This is a genomic window from Paenibacillus sacheonensis, assembly GCF_009909195.1.
Lineage (GTDB): Bacteria > Bacillota > Bacilli > Paenibacillales > Paenibacillaceae > Paenibacillus_Z > Paenibacillus_Z sacheonensis.
Map to the genome: position 1 here is coordinate 110,512 of NZ_JAAAMU010000013.1, position 24,211 is coordinate 134,722.

A 24,211-nucleotide genomic window follows, 5' to 3' on the forward strand; every position below is an offset into this window, starting at 1 on the left:
ATAGGCAGCAACCGTCGGCTTCTAGCGCAAGAGTTGCACCTCAGGCACTATGAAGCTCCAACGTACTTATGCAAATGCACCCATGCAGTTCGGTTGCGGGTCCCTGAAGGGACCGTAAAGGATTCTTGGGTGTATTTTACATGTTTGTATAGAAGCGCAGCTACCCTACAACTCCGGCGAAGAGCGACTTTGCTTTGGCCAACAGCGAAGCCGTCCAGCCGTTCAGGGCCGAAGCACAAGCGCCGGCATGCCGAAGGAGAGCGACTTTGGTGCGGATCACCACGGGAGCGTTCGTCGGCATAGCCGGCTCTGAAGCGCAGTTGCCCTGCCCTCTGCCCCTTAAGCGCAGCTGCCCTACAACTCCGGCGCGAAGCGCGGCTTTGCTCCGGCTATCAGGCGAAGCCGTTCAGCCGATTAGGGGCCGAAGCGCAAGCGCCGGCATGCCGAAGGAGAGCGACTTTGGTGCGGAGCACCACGGGAGCGCTCATCGGCATAGCCGGCTCTGGAGCGCAGCTGCCCTGCACTCTGGCCCTAAAGCGCAGCTGCCCTACAACTCCGGCGCGAAGCGCGGCTTTGCTCCGGCTATCAGGCGAAGCCGTCCAGCCGATTAGGGGCCGAAGCGCAAGCGCCGGCATGCCGAAGGAGAGCGACTTTGGTGCGGAGCACCACGGGAGCGCTCATCGGCATAGCCGGCTCTGAAGCGCAGCTGCCCTGGCCTCTGGCCCTAAAGCGCAGCTGCCCTACAACTCCGGCCCTAAAGCGCAGCTGCCCTGCCCTCTAGCCCCGAAGCGCAGCTGCCCTGCACTCCGGCCTGCGCCGCCCGAGTGCATGCGCCTTAGGGGTCATCAGCCAATTTTGTATCCCGCGCGGACAAGTGACCAAGAGCCTTGCCTGTCATTCGCATATATATGGTGACAGAAGATACGAACATTCAGAGGTGGCGACAGTGCAAATCGAGGAACAAATGAACGCCGAGGCGTCAGCGGCGGGATTCGCGTCAGGATACGAGAGCGGGCTGCGGGACGGCGCCTGCGAATATTTGGTCCGGCATTTGCAGCCGCCGGCGCCGCTGAAGAGGGACAGCCGCGTCCTGTACATTCCGCAGGGCTTCGAGGGCATCGATCAAGGCATTATCGAGGCGCTGCGCCTAACCGTGCGCGAAGTATACGTAGCGGATGCCACGAGGATGGCGGAGCAGGCCGCGCTCATCCGGCCGGACTGGGTGCTGGTGCTGAACGGGCTGCACGTCTTTCCGGCGAATCATCTGCAGCAGGTCGATACCGTGCGTTCGCTTGGGATACGGACGGCTATTTGGTTTGCCGACGATCCGTACGTCACGGCGGAGACCATGTACATCGCGCCGCGTTACGACGTCGTGCTGACGCATGAGCTGAGCACGATGCAGATGTACAGGGAGCGAGGCTGCACGAAAGTGGTTTACATGCCGCTCGGCGTCGACCACAACCGGTTCAAGCCGATGGCGGTCGAGGAGAAGTACCGCAGCGACGTGTGCTTTATCGGCCAAGCGTTCTGGAACCGGGTGGAAATATTCGATGCGCTCGTGCCGTATTTGAAGACGCGCAAAGTGTTTATCGCCGGGGGGCTCTGGGAACGGATGAAGCGGTTCAAGGAGATGGAGCGGTTCATCCGGCTCGGCTGGCTTCCGGTAGAGGAAACGGTCAAGCATTATAACGGAGCGCGCGTCGTGATCAACCTGCATCGGACAACCGAGGCGGGCAAGGACAACAAGAACGTGCTCAATTTGCCGGGACGCTCGATCAATCCCCGGACGTACGAGATTTTGGCCTGCGGCACGATGCAGTTGACGGACCAGCGGGAAGACCTGCCGCATTATTTCGTTCCCGGTCTCGAACTGGATACGTACGCCAATACCGTGGAGCTGCGCAACAAGCTGGAATTTTATTTGACGCACGAGGAGGAGCGAAGGACGATGGCGCTTCGCGGACTGAGGCGGACGCTGAACGATCATTCCTACCTGCGGCGTCTGCAGCAAATCGGGGAGGTGCTGGGATGGTAAGACCAGGGGGGAAGACGATGACAACGAGGAGAAAGCGGCAGCGCAGGAGGGGCACGGGGCGCGACGCGCATCAAGGCCGCGCGGAAGGCTTTCGGCTCGGATGGGAGCACGGTCACTGGTTCGGGCGCTGCGAGGCGGCGCTGCTAGCCGGCGCCGAGCCTCCCCCGCCCATCGTTCAGGCACATATCCTATTCGTGGCGTCGGGCAAGGGCTTTCCCTATTCGCCGCTGGATATTGCCATCGCCGATGCGTTCCGCGGCCAAGCGGCACAGCTGACGATTACCGACACGAAGCAGCCGGTGGCAGACTTGGCTTTGCGGATCCGCCCGGATTTCGTCATCGTGCTGGACGGCCTGGAATTCGACGTTGCCCATGTGGACCGCATGCGGGCGGGGGGGATACGGACGGCTATCTGGTTCACGGATGACCCCTATTACACCGACATTACCTCGAAGATCGCGCCGCACTACGACGTCATCTTTACGCTCGAGCTGATCTGCGTCGATTATTACAAGCAGATCGGCTGTCCGAATGTCCATTATTTGTCCTTAGGCTCGGATCCGTTAGCCTTCCGGCCGCGCAATCCGGAGCGCTCGCAGCGCCACGAGATTTGCTTTATCGGTTCGGCGTACTGGAAGCGGGTGGCGTTTTTCGACCAGCTGACCCGTTATCTGGCCGCCAAGGATACGCACATATCCGGGATCTGGTGGGAGCGGCTGAAGGAGTTCAATCTGCTCGCGAGCAAAATCGAGCTCGGCCGCTGGATGGACCCGCTGGAGACGGCCAACATGTACAACGGCGCCAAAATCGTCATCAACATGCACCGCTCCCCGGACGACGATACGTTCAACAACAACAGCGCGGGCATTCAAGCGATCTCCCCTAACCCCCGCACCTTCGAAATATCCGGCTGCGCGACGCTCCAGCTGACGGACGTCCGCGACGATCTCGTATCCTTCTATACGCCGGGCGTGGACATCGTTACCTATGCGTCGCCGCAAGAGATGATAGAGAAAATCCAATATTATCTCGCCCACGAGGAAGAACGTCAGGCCATCGCGATGCGCGGCATGATCCGGACGATGCGGGAGCATACGTACGCGAAGCGGATCCAGCGCATGCTCGGGCTGTTGTTCCCGGGATGAGTGGCGGTGCGGGATGGGTGTACGGCCGGGCGGGGCGACATTTTGTGCGTTTGCTGGCGGTTCAAATGACGTGCCGCGTCAGCGGCCTTCCAAATACTATATAGAAACTAGGATCAAAGAGTAGAGCAACACGGGACGGAGGTGAACGCCTGCTCCAGCTTAGCCGCTGACGAGCGAGGCAGCCGAATGAAGCATACCAAGCCGAAAATGCTGGTCTTCTCGCATATTTGCAGCCCCCAGTACGTAACGGGTGCCGAGAAGTTGTTGTTGTTTATGGTCCGAGAGCTGCTGCCGGTTTTCGCATGCACCCTGGTCGTACCGAACGAAGGCGTCATTGCAGCCGGTGCCAGAAGCCTCGACATCCCAGTAATCGTACAGGATATCCCCCTTGTCGTCCCGCTCTACTTGGCGCTCCCGCATTTGCAAGAAGAGATCGCGCAGCGGCAGCAGGAGCCTTCCTGGCAAGAATTGCTCGCGCTGCTTAGCCGGGAGCAGCCGAACGTCATCCTCGTCAATACCTGCGTGCATCCGCTGCCCGCCATTGCCGGCAAAGCGCTGGGCATTCCCGTCGTATGGTCCATCATGGAAGCGATCCGCGACACGCCTTACCGGGCGGCGGCCGCCGCGGTGTTCGAGCAGCATGCCGACTTTATCGTCGGGATCTCCGAAGCGGCGCTCGAGCCGCTCCGCACGCCGGGCATGATCCCGAGGACGAAGCTCGTGTACCCCTCGTGGCATCAGAACGAGCTGCAGCCGGAGAGCTGGCAGGAGCATCGCGTGAATCGGCGCAGGCAGCTCGGCATCGAAGATCATCACCGGCTGGTCGGGTACATCTCCTCGTCCATCTTCGAAGCCAAAGGGCTGGAGCATTTCATGCAAATGGCGGTCCGCAACGCCGTGCTCCATCCGAAAGCGATGTTCCTCATCGTCGGCAATCCCGTCGATCAGCCGTACTTCGAGCAATGCCTGGACATCGCGCGCAGGCTTGGGCTGATGGAGCGATTCCGCTGGCTGCGATTCGAAGAGCAGGTATCGACGGTTTACCCGGCGATGGATCTGCTCGTCGTACCGAGCATGGCGGCGGAAGGCTTCGGGATGACGGCGCTGGAGGGCATGGTGTTCGGCAAAGCAACCGTCGTCTACGGCTCCGGCGGTCTGGCCGAGATCGGCCGGATGACAGGCAACGCCGACTATGTCATCCAGACCGGCGATTACGACGGACTGGCGGGCAAGGTGTCGTCCCTGCTGAGCGATGACGTGGCGCTGCAGGCGGTCGGCGCCCGCAGCGCGCGGGGGGCGCATGCTGCATTCGGCATCGCCGTCTACCGGGAAAGGCTGCGGATCTTCATCGATTCGCTGAGGCTGGAAGGTCAGACGCCGAAGGTGCTGAAGGGAAGCGGTACTGCGATTTATCTGTTCGACCAAGGCAAGCTTCGGCCCTTTCGGACCATGGAGGCGTTCCTCGGCGTCGGCTACCGTCCGGAGGACGTGCGCATCGTGCCGGATGCCTACATTGCCTCTTGGCCGATCGGCGAACCGATCGGCCAAGAGAGACCGGCGCCGCGCGGAGCTCGCCTGAAGCGTCGGAAGCGCGGAAGCAAGCGGTTAGGGAAGCGGCTCGGCAAGCGGCGGGGCGGCACCAAGCGGAGACGCGGCAGAACGCGGACCGGCAGCGGCAAAGCCTCGGGCGGCACGAAGAAACGCCGCAGAAAGGCATCGTAGGAAAGCGCAGATCACCAGAAGGAGGGAACCTTTTCATGCGCGTTGTAACGATTTTGGGCACACGTCCGGAAATCATTCGCCTTAGTCTCATTATCCAGAAGCTGGATGCGCTGGCCGAGAAGCATGTGCTCGTGCATACCGGACAGAATTTTTCTCCTTCCTTGTCGGATGTGTTCTTTCGGGAGCTGGGACTGCGGCAGCCGGATGTGCTGCTCACGGATGCGAAGCAGACGCTCGGCGGCCAGCTGTCCGTGATGTTCGCGGAGACGGAGCGGGTGCTGACGGCGCATAAGCCTGACGTCGTGCTGCTCCTCGGCGATACGAACAGTGCGCTGTGCGCGATTATCGCCGAGCGGATGGGCATTCCGGTCGTGCATATGGAAGCCGGCAACCGGTGTTATGATTTGTCGGTTCCGGAAGAGAAGAACCGCCGGATCATCGATGCCGTGTCGACGATCAACATGCCGTATACGGCCTACAGCAAGGGCAACCTCCTGCGGGAGGGATTCCCGAGCAGCCGGATCGTGCAGACGGGCAACCCGATTCACGAGGTCATCACGCACTATAAGCCGCAAATCGACGCGAGCGACGTGCTGGAGCGCTTCGGGCTCGAATCGGGAGGCTACGTGCTCGTCACGGCGCATCGCGCGGAGAACGTCGACGCGCCGGAACGGCTGACCGGCATACTGGATGGCTTGAACCGCGTGGCGAGACGCTTCGATAAGCGCGTCATCTGCAGCGTGCATCCGCGGACGCGGTCGCGCATCGACGGCGGCGCCGTACAAGTCGAGATGGATGCAAGGGTGGAGTTTTACGAGCCGATGGGATTCTTCGACTTCGTGCGGCTCGAGCAGCATGCGCTGCTCGCGATCACGGACAGCGGAACGGTTCAGGAAGAATGCTGCCTGTTCCAGGTGCCGACGGTTACGATCCGGCAGACGACGGAACGGCCGGAGACGATCGATTGCGGAAGCAACGTGGTGTGCGGCCTGAACGCGGTCCGAATCGAAGAAGCGGCGGCGGTCATGACGGCCCTGCCTGCGAAGTGGGAATGCCCGGAAGGGTATCTGGCCGGGGACGTATCGGATAAAGTGGTTAAATTTGTGCTTGGAGGGAAATGGAATGTTTACTAATCAGCGCATACTGGTCACCGGGGGTACGGGTTCCTGGGGCTATGAATTGATTCGCCAGCTGCTGCCTCAACAGCCCAAACAGATCATCGTATTCTCCCGCAACGAATCCAGCCAGGTGGCGATGAGCCGTTCGTTCGAGGATCCGCGCCTCAGCTTCTGCATCGGGGACATCCGCGACAAGGAAGCGCTCATGCGCGCATGCGAGCGGGTGGATTACGTCTTTCACTTGGCGGCTTTGAAGCATGTGCCCGTATGTGAGGATCAGCCTTACGAAGCGCTCAAGACGAACGTGATCGGCACGCAGAACGTCATCGAAGCGGCGATCGCGAACGGCGTGAAGCGCGTCATCTACATCTCGACGGATAAAGCGGCGAACCCGTCCAACTTCTACGGCATGACGAAGGCGATCGGCGAGAAGCTGATCGTGTACGCGAACCTGCTCCATTCCGAGACGACCTTCGTCTGCGTGCGAGGCGGCAACGTGCTCGGCACGAACGGCAGCGTCGTTCACCTGTTCACGGACCAGATCAAGAACAAGCGGCAGGTGCGCATCACGGACATGAACATGACCCGCTTCTTCCTGACGCTGCAGGATGCGATCACGCTGCTGTTCAAAGCCTCGATGGAAAGCGTCGGCGGCGAGATTTTCGTCATGACGATGCCGACCTGCCGGATCATCGATCTGGCCGCGGTGCTGATGGAGGACATGGGCATCGATGCGGAGATGGTGGAGACCGGTATCCGTCCGGGCGAGAAGATCCACGAGATCTTGCTTACGGAGCATGAGAGCCTGACGACGGTATCGTACGACGAGGAGTATCTCGTGATCCTGCCTACGCTCGACATTCCGGGACTTCGCCAGCACTATGCCGCGAATCCGAAGGTCGATTTCGACAGCTACAGCTCTGCCGTCGCGCTCATGACGAAGGACGAAATCCGTTCCATGCTCGTCAGAGGCGGGTTCCTATCATGAAGCTGCTCGTCATCGGGGGCAACGGCATGGCGGGTCATGCATTGATCCGCTATTTCCGCGAGGAGTATCCCGAGCATGAGGTCGTCTATACGACGAGGCGGGCGGACGGAGAAGGCAGCCTGGCGCTCGATGCGGCAGATGCCGAATCGGTCGCGGCCCTGGTCCAGTCGGTGCGGCCGGAGATTATCATCAATGCGGCGGGCGTCTTGAACCAAGACGCCGAGTCGCACCCGCTCGCCGCTTATATGGTGAACGGCTTCCTGCCGCACTGGCTGCGCTACGCGGCGGATACGGTCGGCGCGCGCGTCATCCATATCAGCTCGGACTGCGTGTTCAGCGGCGAGCGCGGGTCGTATACGGAGCAGGATCATCCGGACGGAACGTCGGTCTACGCACGCTCCAAGGCGCTTGGCGAGATGAACTACGGCCGGCATTTGACGATCCGGACCTCGATTATCGGACCGGAGATCCGTCCGAACGGGATCGGCCTGCTGAAGTGGTTCCTGGCGCAAAGCGGTCTGGTGAAAGGATACGCGAACGTGTTATGGAACGGGGTGACGACGTTGGAGCTGGCGAAGGCGACCGCGTTCGCCATCGAACATCCGCATATCGGCGGCTTGGTTCATCTGACGGCGAGCGAATCGGTGAACAAGCTGACGCTGCTGCTTTTGTTCCAAGCGGCATTCGAAGTGGAGAATGTGCGCATCGTATCCGACGACCGGGTCTCGATCGACCGCACGCTCGTATCGACGCGGCGCGACTGGACGTACCGGACATCGGGGTATATCCGGATGCTGGATGAACTGGCCATGTGGATGAAGCGAGCATGAGCCGGCCGCGCCTGCTCGTGACGGGCGCAGGCGGGTTTTGCGGCGAGCATGCCTGCAGGCATTTCGCGTCGCTCGGCTGGCAGGTGACGGCGGCGGTCCGCCGTCTTCCCGCCGCTGGCGCTGCGGAGCGGGCGTGGCTCGGCGGCGTCGATGCCGTACTGGCCTGCGATCTGTCTTCCCGGAACGAGACGGAGGCGCTGGCGCGAAGCGCGGCACCGGACTGCGTGCTGCACCTGGCAGGCGCCAACGCCGTCGGCGTATCGTGGAGCGATCCCGCGGCCGTGCTGCAGAGCAACGTCATGGGCACGGTCCATTTGCTGGAGGGTATCCGGAGCCTAGGAAAGCCGTGCCGGGTGCTGGTCGCGGGCTCGATGCTGCGGTTTCCGCTGGCGTCGGCAGGGGACGCCCCGAAGCCGCAGCATCCGTACAGCTTGAGCAAGACGATGCAGGTACTGGTCGCGCAGAGCTGGGCGTCCTTGTTCGGGATGGACGTCATCGTCGCGGAGCCGTCCAATTTGATCGGCCCCGGCCGGTCCGGAGGCTTGTGCGGGCTGCTCGCGCGGTATGCCGCCGCAGCGGAACGCGCCGCCGAACGCGGCACGGAGGCGCCTGCGCCGTTTCGCTTCTCTTCGCGAAGCGAGCAGCGCGACCTGCTTGACGTACGCGACGCTATCGCCGCGTACGAGTTATTGTTCCGCGCGGGCAAGAGCGGCAGCGTCTATTCCGCAGCGTCCGGCGTCATGCGGACGCTCGAAGAGATCGCGGATACGTTCGGCGCGCTCGCCCTGCGGCCGCTGCGGTGGGCGTACGGCGATTCGGCCGCGGCCTCGCCGGCGCCGGCCGATATCGGCGCCTTGACCGCGCTCGGCTGGTCGCCGCGTTATACGTTGAGACAGTCGCTGCAGGATGCGCTCGAAGCCGCTCGCCTGCAGGCATGATCATTTTGCTGGAGATCGGAGGGAAGCAGCATGGGCGTTCAACCATCGAAACCGCTCGTCACTATCGTCATCCCGTTCTATAACGATCCTTATGTCGCCGAAGCGGTCGAGAGCGCGCTCTCGCAGACGTACGGGAACATCGAAATCATCGTCGTCGATGACGGCTCGACGGTCCATCAGGAACCGCTCGAGCGTTACGCCGGCCGCATTCATTACATCGGCAAGGCCAATGGCGGTACGGCGAGCGCGCTGAACACGGGTTTCCGGCTTGCGGGCGGGAAATACGTCGCCTGGCTCAGCTCGGACGACCGGTTTTATCCCGACAAAATCAAACGGCAGGTCGAAGCGATGGAGCGTACGGGCGCGCAGATCAGCCACACCGGCTTCGATATCATCAACGGCCGCGGCATGATGACGGACTTCAATATTATCCCGCCAAGCACGGCAACCGGCGATTTCTACCGGGCCTTCCAGAACAGCAACCCCGTTAACGGCTGCACGGTCGTCATGACGAAGGAGCTGTACCGGATCATCGGTTCGTTCAACGAAACGATGCGGTATACGCATGACCTGGATTATTGGTTCCGCGTGCTGCTCTCGGGGACGCCGTTCCAACTGCTGCCGGAGCCGCTCTGCGCTTACCGGAAGCACGAGCAAATGGGGACGGTGAAGCATGCCGAGGTCATCGCTCGCGAAGTCAAGAGCACCTTTGCCAAATACGAGGCGCGCTGGCTGCTGTATCTCATCCAGCTCGGACTTGTACCGCGCGGAGGCAGCCCGTCGCCTTCGAGAAAAGCGGGCCTCAGCGGAAAGCCGCGCGGCTTGCCGCGTTCGCATTAACGAATAATCCAAAAAGACCGCGTTCCCAAGGAACCTTCGCCTCCGCCCTGCGAGCGGAAACGGCGTTCAATGGAAACTCGGTCTTTCGTTTGGTTTACATATGCAGCCGAAGCTGGCATCGTCGCCGTCTTCGCCGCCGGTCGTCGGAATCACAGTTTCCCGTGCCAGGATTCCTCGGGACGATCGGAAGGATAGCCGTGACGGGTCCGGTACGCTTTGCGCTCGGGCGTGAAATCATGCCATGCTTTGCTGCTCTCCGGATGATCGGCATGGTACACGAGACAGCGGAAGGCATCCTCGAGGCAGGGGTCTTCCCAGTAGCCGCACTGCTTCTCCCACGCGTCGAGCAGCGCTGCGGCGTCTTTGCCCGCCAGCTCCTGCAGCTCGCGATAGCCCATGTCCACCACGCGCTGCGCCACCTTCGGACCGATGGAGGGAACCGTTTGGAACTGCGCCAGTCCGCGAAGCTGCGCCGCGCGTTCATGCGGGATGTCCAAGTGCCGGGCCAGCTCGTCCGCGTCCTGGCGGGCGATGTCGTCAAGCGAGATGGAGCAGGCTCTTAACCGATTCTTCTCTCCTGCCGTCAGCGGCAGCTTCGGTGCCGTTTGCCTCATGATCAATTCCTCCCAGCATGGGTGTGCTAAGCGAACAAGCTGATCTGATTTCCGTCCGGATCGGCGACGACGGCATATCGCTGACCCCAGAACGCGTCCCACGGCTCGCGAACGCTCGCATAACCAAGTTCGGTGATTTTGCCGTACAACTCGTCCACCGCACTGGCGCCGTCGCAGGCGAAAGCAAGCTCGATGCGGTGACCGGACGGCTCTTCCCAGCCGCCGTACACCTCTCTTGCCGTCTCTACCTTATCGAATGCGATGCGGACGCCGTCCTGCTGGATTTCCACGTGCGGCTGACCGTCCTGCTCCGCCGGAACGTCGAAGCCGAGCGCCCGGTAGAAATCCAGCGCCTTCTTCATGTCTTTCACCACGATGCCGATCATATCGAGTTTAATGGTCATTCGCTGCCAGCTCCTCTCATTTTCACCTACCAGTATAGCACAGAAGTTTCCAATCCTCCTTTTCATGCGCCGGGCTTCTTTTCAAAACCAACCGCCGGCAGTACAATATAAGTCCAGGAACAAATGTTTGGAGCCGCGGCCCTCGCGCCGGCGGTTCATCGGAGGTGTCGCGTGCACATGGAGACAACGGAACCGTTCGCGTTCAAAGCGGGCGACTACCCGGAGAAGCCGGGCTGTTACTTGATGCGGGATGCATCGGGCGTGCTGCTCTATGTCGGCAAGTCCAAGAGCCTGCGAAGCCGCCTGCGGTCCTACTTTACGACCCGCCATACGCGCAAACGGCTTCGGGAGCTCGTGGCGCGAATCGCGAGCATCGAGATTATTCTCGTGAACAACGAGACGGAAAGCCTGCTGCTTGAAAATAATTTGATCAAGATTCATAAGCCTCCTTATAATCGCGCTTTGAAGAAGGATAACAGCGGTTATGCGTATCTGGAGCTGACGGGAGAACGCATCCCGCGGCTGGCGGTTCATTATCGGGACCGGCGCGAGTCCGCTCCGACGCCGTCGCCCGAGTCCGACTCCGTCCCCGTACGTAAAGGCGCCAAGGACGCCGCGCCGGAGCCGGCTTGCGAGCCGAAGCGGTTCGGCCCGTTCGCGAACGCTAGATTCCGCACGGAGCTGCTGGAGTTTCTTGCCGATCATTACAAGCTGCGCTCCTGCACGGTGCTGCCCAAGCGGGCCTGCCTGCTCTACCATATTCACAAGTGCAGCGGCATCTGCGAAGGGCATATCTCCGAGGCGGATTACGCCAAGGACGTGAAGCAGCTGTCCGACCTGCTGTTCGGCGGCAGCAAGGATGCGCTGATCGCCCGCATGTACGGGCAGATGACCGAATATGCCGAGCAGCTGAAGTTCGAGAAGGCGCAGAACATGCTGGAGCATATCCGCAACCTGGAGAAGACGCCGGAGAAGCAGATCGTCGACCGGGAGACGAATCTCAATCAGGAGGTGCTCTACTTCGGCAGCGAAGGCGTCATGATCGCCAAGGTGCAGCAGGGCATGCTGCGGGATTTCCAGCTGCACGAGCTGGAGAGGGGTTATGCGGAAACGGCCTGCGACCGGTTTCTGATCCAGCGCTACAGGGCGGAGACGAAGCCGGACGAGCTGATCGTCAATCGGATCGCCGATCCCGCCGCGGTGCGCAGGGCGCTTCGCCGCCCGGGAGAGGGACAAGCCCCGGCGCTGCGCATCACGGCGCCGAAGCGCGGGCTGAAGCATGCTTTGCTGCAGCTGTGCAGGGAGAATTACGAATATCGGACTACCAACCATTCCGCAAAGGAGCCCTATCATGCAGCTGAGCAACGAAACCGCCTCATCCCCGGTCTTTCTCCGATTGAATGACTACATGAGCCGCCAAAAGGAATTGTCGCTCTCCTCCGGAGCTTCCTTGTGCCTCATCCACCGGGATGCGATCGTTCATGAATGGTATGAAGGGCAGCATGATCGCGCGCCGGGCAGCAGACGCATCGACGCCGATTCGCAATTCCATCTGGCGTCCGTACGCAAGACGTATCTCGGTTTTGCCGTCAGTCTGGCCATCGAGGAGGGACGGATCGCGAGCGTCGATGACCTCGCGGCCGATTACCTGGCGGATGCCGACAGGTCGCTGCTGGCAGGCACGACGATCCGCCACCTGCTGACGCATACGCATGGACTGCAGGCCAGGGGCATCCAGGCCCGCGTTTTCCCGCCGGGAACGGATTGGAGCTACAACAATACCGGTTTGCACCTGTTGTTCCGCATCGTCGGCAACGTGTTCGGCAAGCCGCTGGCCGACGTGCTCCGCGAACGCGTCTTCGAGCCGCTCGGCTTCTCGCAGACGGGCTGGCGCAAGGAACGGACGGAACGGCTCGTGTGGATGAACGATGATCGGTACGATGACGATCACGGCGCGGATAACAATATGTTCGCGAGCACGCGGGAGCTGGCCTACTGGGGCTATTTGCATGCGGCCAAAGGGGTTGTCGGTGGGAAGCAGATCGTACCGAGCGGCGTATTCGAGCGGGCAGCCGCGGTGACGTCCCCCGAAGAGCTGCCGGCCGATCGCCCGCGCAACGGCTTCATTTGGCGGGTGCAGGAGCGTCCATCGGACATATCCGAGTTAGGGCCTTCGCTGCCCGCAGGATCCTATCAGTCCCTGGGCGCTTACGGCTGCGCGGTGCTAGTCCTGCCGTCGCATGACGCGGTCGCGGTTCGCATGCTTAACCAGTGCGAGAAGGATCCGCCGGGCTACGATTATTTGGCGGATATTCGGGGCTTCGGCGACGTAGTGAAGGCGGCGCTGGAATATGCTAGTATCATAAAATAATGCGGCTTGACATAGGAGACAGATAGAGGAGGAATCGCGATGGATCCATTGCTCTTGGATATTCCGACGCAGTTTGAGACGGAACGGCTGTTGATTCGCTTGCCTCGTCCGGGAGACGGCCGCGTCGTTCATGCTGCCATCCAGGCTTCGATTAACGAGCTGCGGCCATGGCTGCCTTTTGCCCAGCAGGATCAGACCGAGGAGGACGTCGAGTCGAACCTGCGCTTGGCCTATGCCAAATTCATTCAGCGGGAAGACATGCGGCTGCTGATCTTCAATAAGGCGGACGGGAGCTTCATCGGTTCTGCGGGGCTGCATAATCCGAACTGGGACGTGCGCAAGTTCGAGATCGGCTACTGGATCGACACGCGGCACAGCGGCAAAGGATACATGACGGAAGCGGTGGAGGGCATAACCGTGTTCGCGTTCACGGAGCTGCTGGCGCGCAGGGTGGAGATTCGCATGGATGCGCTGAACGAGCGCAGCCAAGCAATTCCGATGCGGCTCGGCTTCTGGCACGAAGGCACGCTGCGCAACGACGATATGTCGGCGGACGGCACGCGGGTTCGGGATACGTACATTTACGCGATGATTCCGTAAGAGGGGAACTGAGGGAGCTTGGGGGAAGGCCGTTTGAACACAGGGGCCAAGGGTAATGAAGTGGCCGAACGCCTCGACTATCCGGAACGCAAGGATTCGTGGTACGTCATGCGCAAGCGAATGGAGGCAGGTCGGCCATGAACAGGAAGCAGCTGGTTTTGGATGTCGGCGGCGTGATTCTGTCCAACTTGGATTCGTTCTGGGAGAGGATCGCCGAGGCTGCGGGCAAGTCGTATGACGAGATTCGCGATGCGTATGCGGCCGAGATTCGCGAGGGCTTGTGGAGCGGGACGCTGCCGGAAGCCGAGTTCTGGAAGTGGCTGCAGGCTTGTTGTCCAAGCGTGACTGCGGGCGAAGCGCGCGAGCTGCTGCGGGGCCAAATGCAGCCGTTGCCCGCGGTTCGCTGCATACCGGCGTGGAGCCGGTTGGCCGACATCCATATTCTGAGCAATCACCGGGCCGAGTGGCTGGCTCCTTGCTTGGAGCCGATCAGGTCTTATTTGGGACATGTCGTCGTATCCAGCGAAGCGGGAGCGAGCAAGCCAGGTAGGGCGATTTTCGAACGGCTGCATCGGCTGCTTGACCCTGCGGCGCCGATTCTGTACGTGGACGACCATTCGAAGAATCTCGCAGTGGGGGAACAGTTCGGCTGGCAGAGCCTGCTGGCGGACGAAGCCGGTGCATGGATCGAGCAAGTAAACGAGCGGCTTCTTACGGAGTAAACAAGTATTCGAGATAAGGGAATATGGCCTGTTGGCGAAATCACCGGCTGACCGTTCGGCGCAGGTTTCGAGAAGCGCTCGGAAGGCTAGGCTAGTTGAGGTAGGCTGGAAGCCACTATTCGAGGAGGGCATGATATGGCGGGAATCGCAAAGAAATTAACGGATTTGATCGGCAATACGCCGATGCTGGAGATCTCGAACTTCGGGAGCAAGCTTCAGGCGGAAGCGGGAATCATCGGCAAGCTCGAGTATTTCAATCCCGCGGGCAGCGTGAAGGACCGGATCGGTTATGCCATGATCAAGGACGCGGAGGAACGCGGGCTACTGAAGCCGGATTCGGTCATTATCGAGCCGACGAGCGGCAATACGGGCGTCGGTTTGGCTTTCGCGGCCGCGGCGCTGGGCTATCGGCTGATTATCGTGCTGCCGGAGAGCTTCAGCATGGAGCGTCGGAAGCTGCTGACGGCGCTTGGCGCGGAATTGATTCTGACGCCGGCGATGGAAGGCATGTCCGGGGCGATCAAGAAAGCCGAGGACCTGGCGGCGGAAATTCCGCATTCTTTCATTCCGCAGCAGTTCGAGAACCCGGCCAATCCGGATGTTCATAAGCGGACGACGGCCGAAGAAATATGGCGGGACACGGAAGGCGCCGTCGATATTTTCGTTGCGGGCGTCGGTACGGGCGGCACGATCTCGGGCGTCGGCGAGGCGCTGAAGGCGAAGAAGCCTTCCGTCCAAATCGTGGCGGTCGAGCCGTTCGACTCGCAGGTATTAGCCGGCGGGAAGAAGGGCAGCCATGCCATCCAAGGTATCGGCGCCGGATTCATTCCGGGCAATTTCAACCGTGACGTGGTCGACGAGATTATTCCCGTGCATAACGAGGAAGCGATCGAAGCGGCCAAGCTGCTCGCCAAGACGGAAGGCCTGCTTGTCGGTATCTCCTCGGGTGCCGCGGCCTTCGCGGCGGTGAAGCTCGCCAAGCGTCCCGAGAACAAAGGGAAAACGATCGTCGTGCTGCTGCCGGACACCGGCGAGCGGTATTTGTCCACGGCGCTGTTTGATTGAAATATAGTCGAGCGAAGCGGTTTGTTTACCACAGGTCTGGTTTCCACTGACCAGGGTAGACGAACCGCTTCGGCCTATCGTGCAGGCTTTGCTTTTCCGGGAGAGGAGAAATGTGCGTGCTGACTAATCTTATCGTCGTCTTCGTGATGACGACGATTATCCACACGGCGGAGACGCTTTCGTATGCCGTTCGGCTGGCGGGCGTCCGCCTCAATAAAATCGCCGTGGCGTTGTCGTTGACCGGCATTATCGTGCTCGTGTCGAGGACGGCGAACATGGTGCAAGGACCGATCGCGGCCAAATTCGTCGATTACGGACGGACGCATGCGTCGTTTCCAATGCTTCATTATTTGCGCGTGACCCTGCTTGGCGCTTCCGTCGGCACCTTGATCGCCATCATGCTGTTCCCGACCTGCGTGAATCTCTTCGGCCGCATGATCTCGAAGCTGGAGGTCGCCGGCTCCGTGCCGAAGATGATTTCCAGCGTCACGATCGGCCAGCTTAAGAATACGCGCCATTACATTCGCTTGCCTCGGTTCAACTGGCGGCGTTTCCGTTACTTGGATATTTCGAAGACGTTCATGCTGCTCAGCATGCTCGTCACTTCCTTCTATACCGTGGGCGTCCTGTCCGCGTTATACGCTGCTCATCTCTACCCTCACCTCAGCACGACGGCTTCGCAGGCATCGGGCATCATCAACGGCCTCGCGACGATTATGCTCACCATTTTCATTGATCCCCAGCTCGGACTCATCACGGACAAAGCACTCAGCAACCCCGAATACCGCACCAAGCTTGGCAAAATCTACGTCGCGCTCATGACGGCACGCTTCTTCGGCACGCTGCTCGCGCAGCTGATCGTCGTGCCTGCGGCCTATGTCATCGGGTATTTCGTGACGACTATTTAAGAGCTTCATTTGATAGATTGATAGAATAGGCAGCCTGCCGTCTATTACTTACGATTGAAGGAGCCTAATGATGAAAGACCTGATTCCTGATACTATTATCCGGTTCGCGGAAAAGTTCCAGCTGCCGGAGAGAGTCGTTGATAGCGAAGAACTGCCATGGGTTCCGTTTACGGATAATCATTCTTGTTATTTCAAGCCGCTGCGCTTCGACCTGAGCACAGGGACGTGGACGTACCTGTTCCGAATCAAGCCCAATCAAGTGCTGGGCAAACATCGACACACGGGCGGAGCCGTGATTGGCTACAACCTCCAAGGCAAGTGGCGGTACGAAGGACGCAGCTGGGTGGCCGCGTCAGGCACGTTCATTTTTGAACCTCCAGGTGACATTCATACGCTGATTTCCGAAGATGAAGAGGTGATTACGCTGTTTATCTTAAGCGGGGCACTTCAATATTTTGACGAGCACGACCAGATCGTTGGACAGGACGATATTTATACGGTGCTTAATAAATATCGGAATTACTGTGCGGCACATGGGATTCCGGTTAGGGAGGATTTGATTTACTAGCGGTATTAAGGTGGTGGCAGACAGGAGGACAGGTACTTCTTGAATACATCAATAACGGGGGATATACGAAATTCGTGATCGTTATTTGCAATTCGTCTAATTTACTTAAGGAGTGTGGCAATATGGCTCGTGGAATTGGAATAGATGGTTGCCGCTCAGGTTGGGTTGCTGTAATTCTAGATAATTCAGTATCTAATGTTCAATTAATCACTGCAACAACTTTCAACTCTTTGTGGTCAGCAATAAATCCAAAACACAATCATGACTATATTCTGATTGATGTTCCAATTGGTCTACCGGAAGGAATAATAGGTACCAATAACACTCACTTAGATAGGAACTGTGATTACGATTGCAGAAAAATGTTAATTGGAAACAGAAAGAGCAGTGTATTTGGAACACCTACAAGACAAGCAACAAGATCTAGTACACCTTCCCAAACCAATTTACTTATCAATAATAAGAAATTATCTAAACAATCTGAAGGAATAATTCCAAAGATACGTGAAATTGATATTTTTATCAATTCTCAATTAACTGGAAGTATTCAGGATTTAATGGAAGAATCGCATCCGGAGTTGTGTTTTCAAAGATTTAATAATAATTTGGGTCTAAGCTATAGAAAAAAGCGCTCAATAGGAAGATCTGAAAGAACAAATATATTAATAAACGCTGGATTAACAATTACAAATATTAATAATTTATTAAGTCATTATTGTTTTAATTCAGTTGCTAAAGACGATATTTTAGATGCTGCGATTTTAGCCCTAACTGCATTTAATATTAATTCTGGAATTTTGCCAAAACTGAAGGTGTCAAACTCAAACCAGTATGATTATTTGAATTCGATTGAAATGAACATGAGTTATTGTTAGTTATTCAGTGAAAGTGACGAACAGCACGTAACACCATATTTCATGCTTCGGGCCATCCGGCCCTCTCTCCGGAGAAGAAGTTGGAAGAAGAATCGAAGAAGCATTTCATCAGCAGAGAATTAGAATCAGCCAGACACTTCCGCACCATCTAACCGCATCGCGGCCGTCCCTTCGGGACTTAATCTGGTGGGGCGTTGTGAATACAAGAGCGTTACCGGAAATTCAAGTGATCAATAACAAATGATGAGGCCAACAAGGAGAACGATAGATTTGATCGGGAGGGGATTCCATGGAGCAAAATCTATATGACAATCCTGTATTCTTTAACATGTATAAAAACTTAAGAGAAACGAAAATAACGTACAACGACTTTATTGAACAACCCGCGATAAGACGGTTATTGCCAAACCTTGCAAACTTAAACGTTCTTGACTTGGGATGCGGCTTTGGAGAGTTGACAACCTACATGGCCGATAACGGAGCCATGCATGTAACCGGAGTGGATATTTCGGAGAAGATGCTGGCTATGACAAGAAAGCATCAGCGAATCGACTACATACATAGCTCAATGGAAGAAGTTCAATTTAATCCGAATGCATTTGATCTGGTCGTAAGTTCTTTAGCCTTTCATTATATAGAGGATTACAATTCATTGATGAGCAGAATTTCAAAATGGATACAACCAAACGGTTACTTGATCTTTTCTACGGAGCATCCTGTTGTCTTAGCAGATCAAAAACAAGAAGGCTGGATAAAGGACGCCAATAACAATAAAATTCATTGGCCGATTGCGAATTATGGAGAAGAGGGACGAAGAACGCAGTTCTGGGGCATTGACGGGGTCATAAAATACCATAGAAAACTTTCAACTCTAATGAATGTGCTAATACGGAATGGCTTTATGATTCAAGAAATTGATGAACCTGAATCCATACCTGAAGGACTTGAGCAGATGCCCAAATTAATTAGCGAGAGAATGCGGCCTTCTTTTATAGTAATTAAAGCACAAAAGCTTAAGTAGTCTCAGATTGGTGATGGCGATGACTTATGCCACAGAGGCTTTGAATGTTTTGTAGACGTTTTGAATAAGTATAGGCCTCGGTTTTTATTGCATGGGCATCAGCATTTGAACTATGGAAGAAGCCAACGAATTTACCGACTCCAGGAGACGGAAATCATAAATGGATTCGGGTATTACATCCTGGAGTTCTAACAGATAGTAAGGAAGTCTGGCTGCCTCTGGCACGGAAAGCTTCTTGGCGTAGAAGTGAAACATGCTATAGTAATCATCATGCGTGCTTAAGTTAAAGTTTCGCAGTCTCATTTTCATAAATATGAGGTTAATTAGCAGGAAAGAGCCTTCAATAAAACGAATAATGAAGTGAAGAACTTCGAAAATTAAGGTGAGCCAGCTATCCAAGAAAAGGAGCGATTCAAATGGAAACATTGTATGTTGTGAAAGACGGCAAGATCGTTCAGTTCGATGGACACACGAAGGAAAAAAACGTATTAGGCGAGGCCGCGATTATCGAAGCGTACGGGCAAAAAGCGATTGACGATATCAATCGTTTCGGCGTGTACAACATTAAGAAGTAGCGCAGCGTAACCCTCCTTCAGCTCGTGCCATGCTGCGGTCGTAACCAAGAGCCGAGATAACGAATCGATAGACTAACTGACAATCACCGCCTGATCAAGGGCGGTTTTTATTTGCTCGAAATCAACTTGAATACGATTCATAGCGGGGGTCCAACATGATATCCTTTCGTAAATTAACGCTAGCTGATGTACATAAACTGACCGATATCGATCGTTCCGAAACGATTGATATCCTTTATCGCATGCACAACGGAGTGTTGAACGAAACCCCGGCCGCTCACGAGTGTCCGACTTGGGATGAAGAGCTGACAAGGGAAATGCAAGGTCGCTTCATCCATGAATTGCAGAACGACGGAGTAGCAGTCGGAGCATTTGATGGAGAGCTGCTAGTGGGGTTTGGAGTTTTGGCCCATCAATTCAGGGGCAGGGAGCATGATCAACTGCAAATCGATCTCATGTTTGTTTCAAGGCGATATCGAAGACAAGGCATTGGTACACGGATCATGAACGATTTGAGCGTAGAGGCGCGAGCTAGAGGAGCGAAGTATTTATATATTTCATCGACCGAGACCCGGTCTGCGGTTTCCTTCTATAAGAGCTGCGGGAGTCAACTGGCCGATGAGCTGGATGAAGAATTATTTGAGAAAGAGCCAAATGATATTCATATGATTAAGAAGCTGTAACGGCTGTACCGAGGCGAGGGGTTATTGTGAAGGCGATTCTTATCGTATTGTTTCGCTCCTTTGATGAGGCTCTGCTGTATGATTATAAACTGCCGGTTAACCCGGAAGATGTAAGATAAGGCTCACAATTGAAGACCATGAGGGAATCCAATGCGGAAAAAACAAATGACTAGAGATCTGATCTACGTAAACGGACGCGAATTTGATAACCATTGTTTCTATTCCTATGGGTTTGAATTCTATGAGTTCATGTCTTGTGTCCAACCTAGGCCAGAAAACCTAATCCTGCTTAAGCATAATTTCGATGGCGCAGAGTGGAACCCACACACCAGGTTTGACTACGTAACAGCTCAAGGAATAAAGGATTTAATTGATGACAATGTCTATGGATATGGCGATTTTTGTTGGGTGGATTTCGAAAAAGAGGAAGACCTCGAACACTTGTCTGCGCAGCAAATTGCGGAGTTATTGTATTTTAGTCATCTTGCAAAGCCATTGCACGATATACCGAAGGCCAGATTCGCTTACTATGCACATGATGATGGCTGGTTCAATAAACTTTACGTCAAGAAGCTGGAAGACTTTGAGGAGCTGTTATCAAGAGCAATCGTATTAAAATTACGCAAGATGACGAGAAGATCCATGGTTGAAATTCCAAACGAGATTGCCAAGGTACTTATGGAATCGACAAAAGAAGGTTTGTTAATTGACCTATCCAGGATGAAAAAAAGCAAAACTGAAATTCAGATTCCAATCACTGCAGTTGGGCATTTCACAGATATGGATAACGTATACGAGCTTAAGGAAGCAGTAACGGACGCAAACGTTAAGTTGGTTTATTCAAAGCAAACATGGAAGCTGATTAAAGAAGAATCGTCCGTTTGATAACTATCCCTGCAGCCCTAAGTTCCTCACATCCGCAAGACCTCCGGCGGAGCAAGTAAACCGGCTTAAGTCCGGTAGAATTCCAGCCCCGGGACCATTACGGCCTTCCATACTCTTCCAGTAAAGTGAGTGTAGAACTCACTGGAGAGGAAGCGGTATGATGCAAAGTCAGGTTCATCAAGAGGCGAAGCGAACGACGCGATTGTTCGAAGGCGAGAGCGGGCTCGTCCTGACCGGTCTGCTCGGATTTCTGTTGGCTGCGGTATGCGGAATATGGACGCTTATTAACGGAGGCGAAGTCGCGCCGGGAGGCGATGTCTCGAAGGCGTTCTCCTTCGACGCGGCACTCGGCATCTTCATCTTGTCGACCGCGGCGATCGCGCCGTTCTCGGCGATGGGCGAGCGAAGCCGGGCTTGGTTCCGCAGGGTCTACATCGGTCTCGCCTTATATTCTTACGGCGCGGAGACGATTCAGAATTTTCGCGGCATCAACCCGAGATTCGTTGACAGCGACGCGGCCTTCGATCAAGCGGTCGGCAATATTTTCACGTTCGTGGCGCTATTTCTCATTCTGTTCTATCTGTACTTGGGCGTGCATTTCTTTCGGGCAAAGGCGTATAAGCTTCGTCCGGAGATGGCGGTCGGCGTTCGCTACGCCATGTTCGCCGTCATCGTCTCGTTCGCGGCCGGCATCTGGATATCGTCCAACCAAGGCCGTTTCATCGGTGCGGAGGGCAATATCATCTGGCTGCACGGGCTGGGCTTCCATGCGCTTCAGGCGGTGCCGCTGGTTGCTTGGCTCGTGGAGCGAACCGATGAGAAGCCGTCCCCGCGGCGTTCCTTGATTCATATGGCCGGCATCGCGTACCTGCTCGGTCTTGTCGCGATCGGCTGGCAAACCTTGAACGGCCACGCGCTTATGGAAGGGTCGATCCTTCCGATCGCTGCCGGCTGCTGCTTCTTCATCTCGCTGGCGGCGGGGGCGGCAGCCTTAGGGCGGGTGTTGCGCGGCGGCGTGAATGGATCGAGCGGGCTAGCAGAATCCCGCAAATATGAACATATGTAAACAACACAAGGCAGCCGAAAATCATTCGGTTGCCTTATTGCACTTCATTGCAAGCCATATCACTCCATCGCATCCTCGTCAGGACGGCAGCCTCGAACCAGTCAAAGCGAAAGCCCGGCTGCCATACGGCCAGCGGGCGCGGAAGAGCGTATAGAAGGCGCGCCGCGCGAGGCGGCACGATGCCGTTCACCCCGGGAGCTGTGCGATAAGGGCATCCATGAGATGAGCGTAACGCTGATTCACCATGCCCGCTTCGCCCAAGATCGTGTCGAAATGCCGGACGGTGCCCATTTGGGAATGGCGGCGGTAAATCGTGAGCGGCTCGTTCAAGTAATGAAAGTCGACGCGGGACAGCAGCACCCGGAGCCAAAAGTCGTAGTCATGCGTATACGGGAGACCGGAATTGAAGCCGCCTAAAGCGAGGAACAGCTCCTTGGTCATCATGATCGTGCAGCCGTTGACGGGACAGCCGTGGCGCATCGCTTGGATGAACGCCTTGGCGGAGGCGTACTTGACGCCCGCGGAATATTCCGTAATCGCGCCATATTCATTCATGATGTGGAAATCGGTATGACTGATTCGCGCTCCCGTGCTTTCCATAAACCCGACTTGTTTGGCAATCTTATCGGCTTGGAAGCGGTCGTCTGAGCTCAGCCAAGCGATGTACTTGCCGGAGGCCAGGCTAAAGCCGTGGTTCAGCGCGCTGCCCGTACCGCCATTCGCTTTGCCGATATAGTTGATTCGCGATAGATAAGGGGCGATGACGTTCTGATGGAGGGTCGAGCCGTCGTCGATAACGATGATCTCGATGTTCGGATAGGTCTGGTAGAGTGCGCTCACGATCGCTTGATCGACATAGTGATCGTTATAGAACGGAATGATAATCGATACTTTTGGCAGCATGATCGTGCACCTCTTCGGAAGAATTTCTCTTGTTACTATATGGGGACAGGGGGAAGGCGGCACGGTCATTTGTTCCGTGGCACCGAACCATTCTTCGCGTGCCTAGGCATGGACCCCGATGGCGGCCATCACGTTGCGGATATCGGCTGCATAGCGGGCAAGCGAGAAATGCGTCTGAATATGCTGCTGCGCCTGCAGGCTGATCAGATTGGCGAGCGGGCGGCTGTACAGGTACTCCTTCGCTTCCGTGACGGCTTCCTCGATGCTGCGGCTGTAGAAAAACTTGCCGGTTCGGTTATGCTCGATGAAACAACGGACGCCGTCGGAATCCGTGGACAGCACGGGACAGCGGCAGCTCATCGCTTCGCCGACGGCATAGCCGAATCCTTCGGCATAAGAGGTCGATAGTACCATGCCGCCGGAATCGCCGATCGCCGATAAGTAGTAAGGCATATGGTTGTGCGGAATGTTAGAGCGAATGACAAGCCGGGAACCAAGGTTCAGTTCGTGGACCAGCGCGTAAAATTTCTCCCGTTCGCCGGGCTCGGAGATCGTCGCGTCCTCGAACATCCACAGGAGAATATCAGGCCGTTCCGCTGCCAATTCGGCGGCGATGCGCAGGTAAAGCTGCCAGTTTTTGTTGTTCTCGAGCCGCCCGATCCAGCCGAGAATCGGAGCTCCCGTCGGGTTCAGCCACGGCGCGCTCTGATGGGTAAACTGCTGCGTGTCGATCATGTTTTGAACGTAAAACCGCGGGAAATCGCTCAGATGCTGCTGAAACAGCTCCATCAGATGCGAGGTCGGCGGACTGATGACGCCTCTGGCATACATGCGGATGAACATGGAAGCGAAGGCGAGCGTCGAGGCGGCTTGTTCGCGCGTACCGAGTCCTTGAGCCTCATAGAGCATAGGTCCGCGGTATCCGAGCCCATACAGGCGCTGGAGCATGAGATGGTCGCAGATGACGACTACGGCATCGTACTGGCCGGCTTCGAGGACGTTCTTGATCTCGGAATCGTTATTGGTGACGAAATGCGGAATGCCCGACATGTTCTGCTGGCCTGCTCCCGGCCATAGATACAAGGCGTGAGCTTCGATGCCGGCAGCCCCTAACGCGTGATAACGCAGTCTGTTCAGCGTCTCGATTCCTCCGCTGGGCACGAAAAAAGTGAAAAGCAGCTTCATGGCCTTCTTCCTCCCTAGTAAAGCACGCTTACCGCTAGTTTATGTGCGACCGGAGCCGCCCGATTGGGTACTTGTCAGCCGGCAGTTGTAAGACTCCCAATTGCCCGGGTGTGGTAAAATGAAGAAATGAAGAAAGGGGACAGTGTC

25 protein-coding genes are annotated in these 24,211 nt (G+C 56.7%); 21 read left to right on the top strand and 4 right to left on the bottom strand.

Annotated features, from left to right (window positions below; translation table 11 throughout):
- Positions 1-937 precede the first annotated feature (937 nt).
- The 8 genes from GT003_RS22155 (at position 938) to GT003_RS22190 (ending at position 9,619) form a co-directional block, all read left to right on the top strand.
- Positions 938-2,038, top strand: a complete 1,101-nt coding sequence (locus GT003_RS22155) for a CgeB family protein (RefSeq protein WP_338046039.1) — start codon at positions 938-940, stop codon at positions 2,036-2,038.
- A gap of 17 nt (positions 2,039-2,055) precedes the next feature.
- On the top strand, positions 2,056-3,183 hold the full coding sequence (locus GT003_RS22160; RefSeq protein ID WP_161701946.1) for a CgeB family protein: 1,128 nt from the start codon (positions 2,056-2,058) through the stop codon (positions 3,181-3,183).
- A gap of 186 nt (positions 3,184-3,369) precedes the next feature.
- Positions 3,370-4,905: a glycosyltransferase family 4 protein gene (locus GT003_RS22165; RefSeq protein WP_161701948.1), complete on the top strand. Its 1,536-nt coding sequence runs from the start codon at positions 3,370-3,372 to the stop codon at positions 4,903-4,905.
- Positions 4,906-4,940: 35 nt separating this feature from the next.
- On the top strand, positions 4,941-6,038 hold the full coding sequence (gene wecB, locus GT003_RS22170; RefSeq protein WP_161701950.1) for a non-hydrolyzing UDP-N-acetylglucosamine 2-epimerase: 1,098 nt from the start codon (positions 4,941-4,943) through the stop codon (positions 6,036-6,038).
- The gene (locus GT003_RS22175; protein WP_161701952.1) at positions 6,028-7,011 is read left to right on the top strand and encodes a polysaccharide biosynthesis protein; all 984 of its coding nucleotides are present in this window, start codon (positions 6,028-6,030) and stop codon (positions 7,009-7,011) included. The genes wecB and GT003_RS22175 overlap by 11 nt, the downstream gene beginning before the upstream one ends.
- Entirely contained in the window at positions 7,008-7,841 is an 834-nt protein-coding gene (locus tag GT003_RS22180) for a dTDP-4-dehydrorhamnose reductase family protein (protein WP_161701954.1), read from the top strand. Before GT003_RS22175 ends, GT003_RS22180 begins: the two co-directional genes overlap by 4 nt.
- Positions 7,838-8,779, top strand: coding sequence for an NAD-dependent epimerase/dehydratase family protein (locus tag GT003_RS22185; protein WP_161701956.1), 942 nt, complete (start codon positions 7,838-7,840; stop codon positions 8,777-8,779). Before GT003_RS22180 ends, GT003_RS22185 begins: the two co-directional genes overlap by 4 nt.
- 30 nt (positions 8,780-8,809) lie before the next feature.
- Complete coding sequence (locus GT003_RS22190; RefSeq protein ID WP_161701958.1) at positions 8,810-9,619, top strand: glycosyltransferase; 810 nt, start codon at positions 8,810-8,812, stop codon at positions 9,617-9,619.
- 149 nt (positions 9,620-9,768) lie between these two features.
- Here the strand turns inward: GT003_RS22190 and GT003_RS22195 are convergent, their stop codons facing one another.
- Together GT003_RS22195 and GT003_RS22200 are read right to left on the bottom strand one after the other, a co-directional pair.
- Positions 9,769-10,233, bottom strand: a complete 465-nt coding sequence (locus tag GT003_RS22195) for a helix-hairpin-helix domain-containing protein (protein ID WP_161701960.1) — start codon at positions 10,231-10,233, stop codon at positions 9,769-9,771.
- A 26-nt stretch (positions 10,234-10,259) separates the two neighbouring features.
- Positions 10,260-10,637: a VOC family protein gene (locus tag GT003_RS22200; RefSeq protein ID WP_161701962.1), complete on the bottom strand. Its 378-nt coding sequence runs from the start codon at positions 10,635-10,637 to the stop codon at positions 10,260-10,262.
- Positions 10,638-10,814: 177 nt separating this feature from the next.
- Here GT003_RS22200 and GT003_RS22205 point away from each other — a divergent pair, with 177 nt between their 5' ends.
- The 13 genes from GT003_RS22205 to GT003_RS22265 all read left to right on the top strand — a co-directional run bounded on the left by GT003_RS22205 (position 10,815) and on the right by GT003_RS22265 (position 21,976).
- On the top strand, positions 10,815-12,041 hold the full coding sequence (locus GT003_RS22205; RefSeq protein WP_161701964.1) for a GIY-YIG nuclease family protein: 1,227 nt from the start codon (positions 10,815-10,817) through the stop codon (positions 12,039-12,041).
- Positions 11,989-13,008: a serine hydrolase domain-containing protein gene (locus GT003_RS22210; RefSeq protein WP_161701966.1), complete on the top strand. Its 1,020-nt coding sequence runs from the start codon at positions 11,989-11,991 to the stop codon at positions 13,006-13,008. Before GT003_RS22205 ends, GT003_RS22210 begins: the two co-directional genes overlap by 53 nt.
- 39 nt (positions 13,009-13,047) lie before the next feature.
- Positions 13,048-13,608 (top strand): GNAT family N-acetyltransferase, encoded by a 561-nt coding sequence (locus GT003_RS22215; RefSeq protein WP_161701968.1) that lies wholly within the window; start codon positions 13,048-13,050, stop codon positions 13,606-13,608.
- 137 nt (positions 13,609-13,745) lie between these two features.
- Complete coding sequence (locus GT003_RS22220) at positions 13,746-14,330, top strand: HAD family hydrolase (protein WP_161701971.1); 585 nt, start codon at positions 13,746-13,748, stop codon at positions 14,328-14,330.
- A gap of 135 nt (positions 14,331-14,465) precedes the next feature.
- The gene (gene cysK, locus GT003_RS22225) at positions 14,466-15,395 is read left to right on the top strand and encodes a cysteine synthase A (RefSeq protein ID WP_161701973.1); all 930 of its coding nucleotides are present in this window, start codon (positions 14,466-14,468) and stop codon (positions 15,393-15,395) included.
- Positions 15,396-15,511: 116 nt separating this feature from the next.
- Positions 15,512-16,303, top strand: coding sequence for a lipid II flippase family protein (locus tag GT003_RS22230; RefSeq protein WP_161701975.1), 792 nt, complete (start codon positions 15,512-15,514; stop codon positions 16,301-16,303).
- 70 nt (positions 16,304-16,373) lie between these two features.
- Positions 16,374-16,871 (top strand): 2,4'-dihydroxyacetophenone dioxygenase family protein, encoded by a 498-nt coding sequence (locus tag GT003_RS22235; protein ID WP_161701977.1) that lies wholly within the window; start codon positions 16,374-16,376, stop codon positions 16,869-16,871.
- Positions 16,872-16,993: 122 nt separating this feature from the next.
- Complete coding sequence (locus GT003_RS22240) at positions 16,994-17,746, top strand: DUF429 domain-containing protein (protein ID WP_161701979.1); 753 nt, start codon at positions 16,994-16,996, stop codon at positions 17,744-17,746.
- Positions 17,747-18,035: 289 nt separating this feature from the next.
- A complete protein-coding gene (locus GT003_RS22245; RefSeq protein WP_161701981.1) occupies positions 18,036-18,767 on the top strand; it encodes a class I SAM-dependent methyltransferase in 732 nt (243 codons plus the stop codon).
- Positions 18,768-19,183: 416 nt separating this feature from the next.
- Positions 19,184-19,342: a hypothetical protein gene (locus tag GT003_RS22250; RefSeq protein WP_161701983.1), complete on the top strand. Its 159-nt coding sequence runs from the start codon at positions 19,184-19,186 to the stop codon at positions 19,340-19,342.
- Positions 19,343-19,497: 155 nt separating this feature from the next.
- On the top strand, positions 19,498-20,025 hold the full coding sequence (locus GT003_RS22255) for a GNAT family N-acetyltransferase (protein WP_161701985.1): 528 nt from the start codon (positions 19,498-19,500) through the stop codon (positions 20,023-20,025).
- Positions 20,026-20,175: 150 nt separating this feature from the next.
- Positions 20,176-20,910, top strand: a complete 735-nt coding sequence (locus GT003_RS22260) for a hypothetical protein (protein ID WP_161701987.1) — start codon at positions 20,176-20,178, stop codon at positions 20,908-20,910.
- A 157-nt stretch (positions 20,911-21,067) separates the two neighbouring features.
- Positions 21,068-21,976 carry a hypothetical protein gene (locus GT003_RS22265; RefSeq protein ID WP_428842603.1) on the top strand — a complete coding sequence of 303 codons (909 nt, stop codon included), beginning with the start codon at positions 21,068-21,070 and terminating at the stop codon, positions 21,974-21,976.
- Between the two features lie 186 nt (positions 21,977-22,162).
- Here GT003_RS22265 and GT003_RS22270 read toward each other — a convergent pair whose 3' ends face one another.
- The gene (locus GT003_RS22270; protein ID WP_161701989.1) at positions 22,163-22,879 is read right to left on the bottom strand and encodes a glycosyltransferase; all 717 of its coding nucleotides are present in this window, start codon (positions 22,877-22,879) and stop codon (positions 22,163-22,165) included.
- 102 nt (positions 22,880-22,981) lie between these two features.
- The gene (locus GT003_RS22275) at positions 22,982-24,064 is read right to left on the bottom strand and encodes a glycosyltransferase family 4 protein (protein WP_161701991.1); all 1,083 of its coding nucleotides are present in this window, start codon (positions 24,062-24,064) and stop codon (positions 22,982-22,984) included.
- Between the last annotated feature and the right edge of the window lie 147 nt (positions 24,065-24,211).

Coding starts and splice junctions, on each gene's coding strand:
- GT003_RS22185 (WP_161701956.1), top strand. CDS start 7,838: ATGAGCCGGCCGCGCCTGCTCGTGACGGGCGCAGGCGGGTTTTGCGGC.
- GT003_RS22235 (WP_161701977.1), top strand. CDS start 16,374: ATGAAAGACCTGATTCCTGATACTATTATCCGGTTCGCGGAAAAGTTC.
- GT003_RS22240 (WP_161701979.1), top strand. CDS start 16,994: ATGGCTCGTGGAATTGGAATAGATGGTTGCCGCTCAGGTTGGGTTGCT.
- GT003_RS22165 (WP_161701948.1), top strand. CDS start 3,370: ATGAAGCATACCAAGCCGAAAATGCTGGTCTTCTCGCATATTTGCAGC.
- GT003_RS22250 (WP_161701983.1), top strand. CDS start 19,184: ATGGAAACATTGTATGTTGTGAAAGACGGCAAGATCGTTCAGTTCGAT.
- GT003_RS22190 (WP_161701958.1), top strand. CDS start 8,810: ATGGGCGTTCAACCATCGAAACCGCTCGTCACTATCGTCATCCCGTTC.
- GT003_RS22160 (WP_161701946.1), top strand. CDS start 2,056: ATGACAACGAGGAGAAAGCGGCAGCGCAGGAGGGGCACGGGGCGCGAC.
- GT003_RS22200 (WP_161701962.1), bottom strand. CDS start 10,637: ATGACCATTAAACTCGATATGATCGGCATCGTGGTGAAAGACATGAAG.
- GT003_RS22220 (WP_161701971.1), top strand. CDS start 13,746: ATGAACAGGAAGCAGCTGGTTTTGGATGTCGGCGGCGTGATTCTGTCC.
- cysK (WP_161701973.1), top strand. CDS start 14,466: ATGGCGGGAATCGCAAAGAAATTAACGGATTTGATCGGCAATACGCCG.
- GT003_RS22265 (WP_428842603.1), top strand. CDS start 21,068: ATGATGCAAAGTCAGGTTCATCAAGAGGCGAAGCGAACGACGCGATTG.
- GT003_RS22180 (WP_161701954.1), top strand. CDS start 7,008: ATGAAGCTGCTCGTCATCGGGGGCAACGGCATGGCGGGTCATGCATTG.
- GT003_RS22215 (WP_161701968.1), top strand. CDS start 13,048: ATGGATCCATTGCTCTTGGATATTCCGACGCAGTTTGAGACGGAACGG.
- GT003_RS22205 (WP_161701964.1), top strand. CDS start 10,815: ATGGAGACAACGGAACCGTTCGCGTTCAAAGCGGGCGACTACCCGGAG.
- GT003_RS22255 (WP_161701985.1), top strand. CDS start 19,498: ATGATATCCTTTCGTAAATTAACGCTAGCTGATGTACATAAACTGACC.
- GT003_RS22270 (WP_161701989.1), bottom strand. CDS start 22,879: ATGCTGCCAAAAGTATCGATTATCATTCCGTTCTATAACGATCACTAT.
- GT003_RS22210 (WP_161701966.1), top strand. CDS start 11,989: ATGCAGCTGAGCAACGAAACCGCCTCATCCCCGGTCTTTCTCCGATTG.
- GT003_RS22260 (WP_161701987.1), top strand. CDS start 20,176: ATGCGGAAAAAACAAATGACTAGAGATCTGATCTACGTAAACGGACGC.
- GT003_RS22245 (WP_161701981.1), top strand. CDS start 18,036: ATGGAGCAAAATCTATATGACAATCCTGTATTCTTTAACATGTATAAA.
- GT003_RS22175 (WP_161701952.1), top strand. CDS start 6,028: ATGTTTACTAATCAGCGCATACTGGTCACCGGGGGTACGGGTTCCTGG.
- GT003_RS22195 (WP_161701960.1), bottom strand. CDS start 10,233: ATGAGGCAAACGGCACCGAAGCTGCCGCTGACGGCAGGAGAGAAGAAT.
- wecB (WP_161701950.1), top strand. CDS start 4,941: ATGCGCGTTGTAACGATTTTGGGCACACGTCCGGAAATCATTCGCCTT.
- GT003_RS22275 (WP_161701991.1), bottom strand. CDS start 24,064: ATGAAGCTGCTTTTCACTTTTTTCGTGCCCAGCGGAGGAATCGAGACG.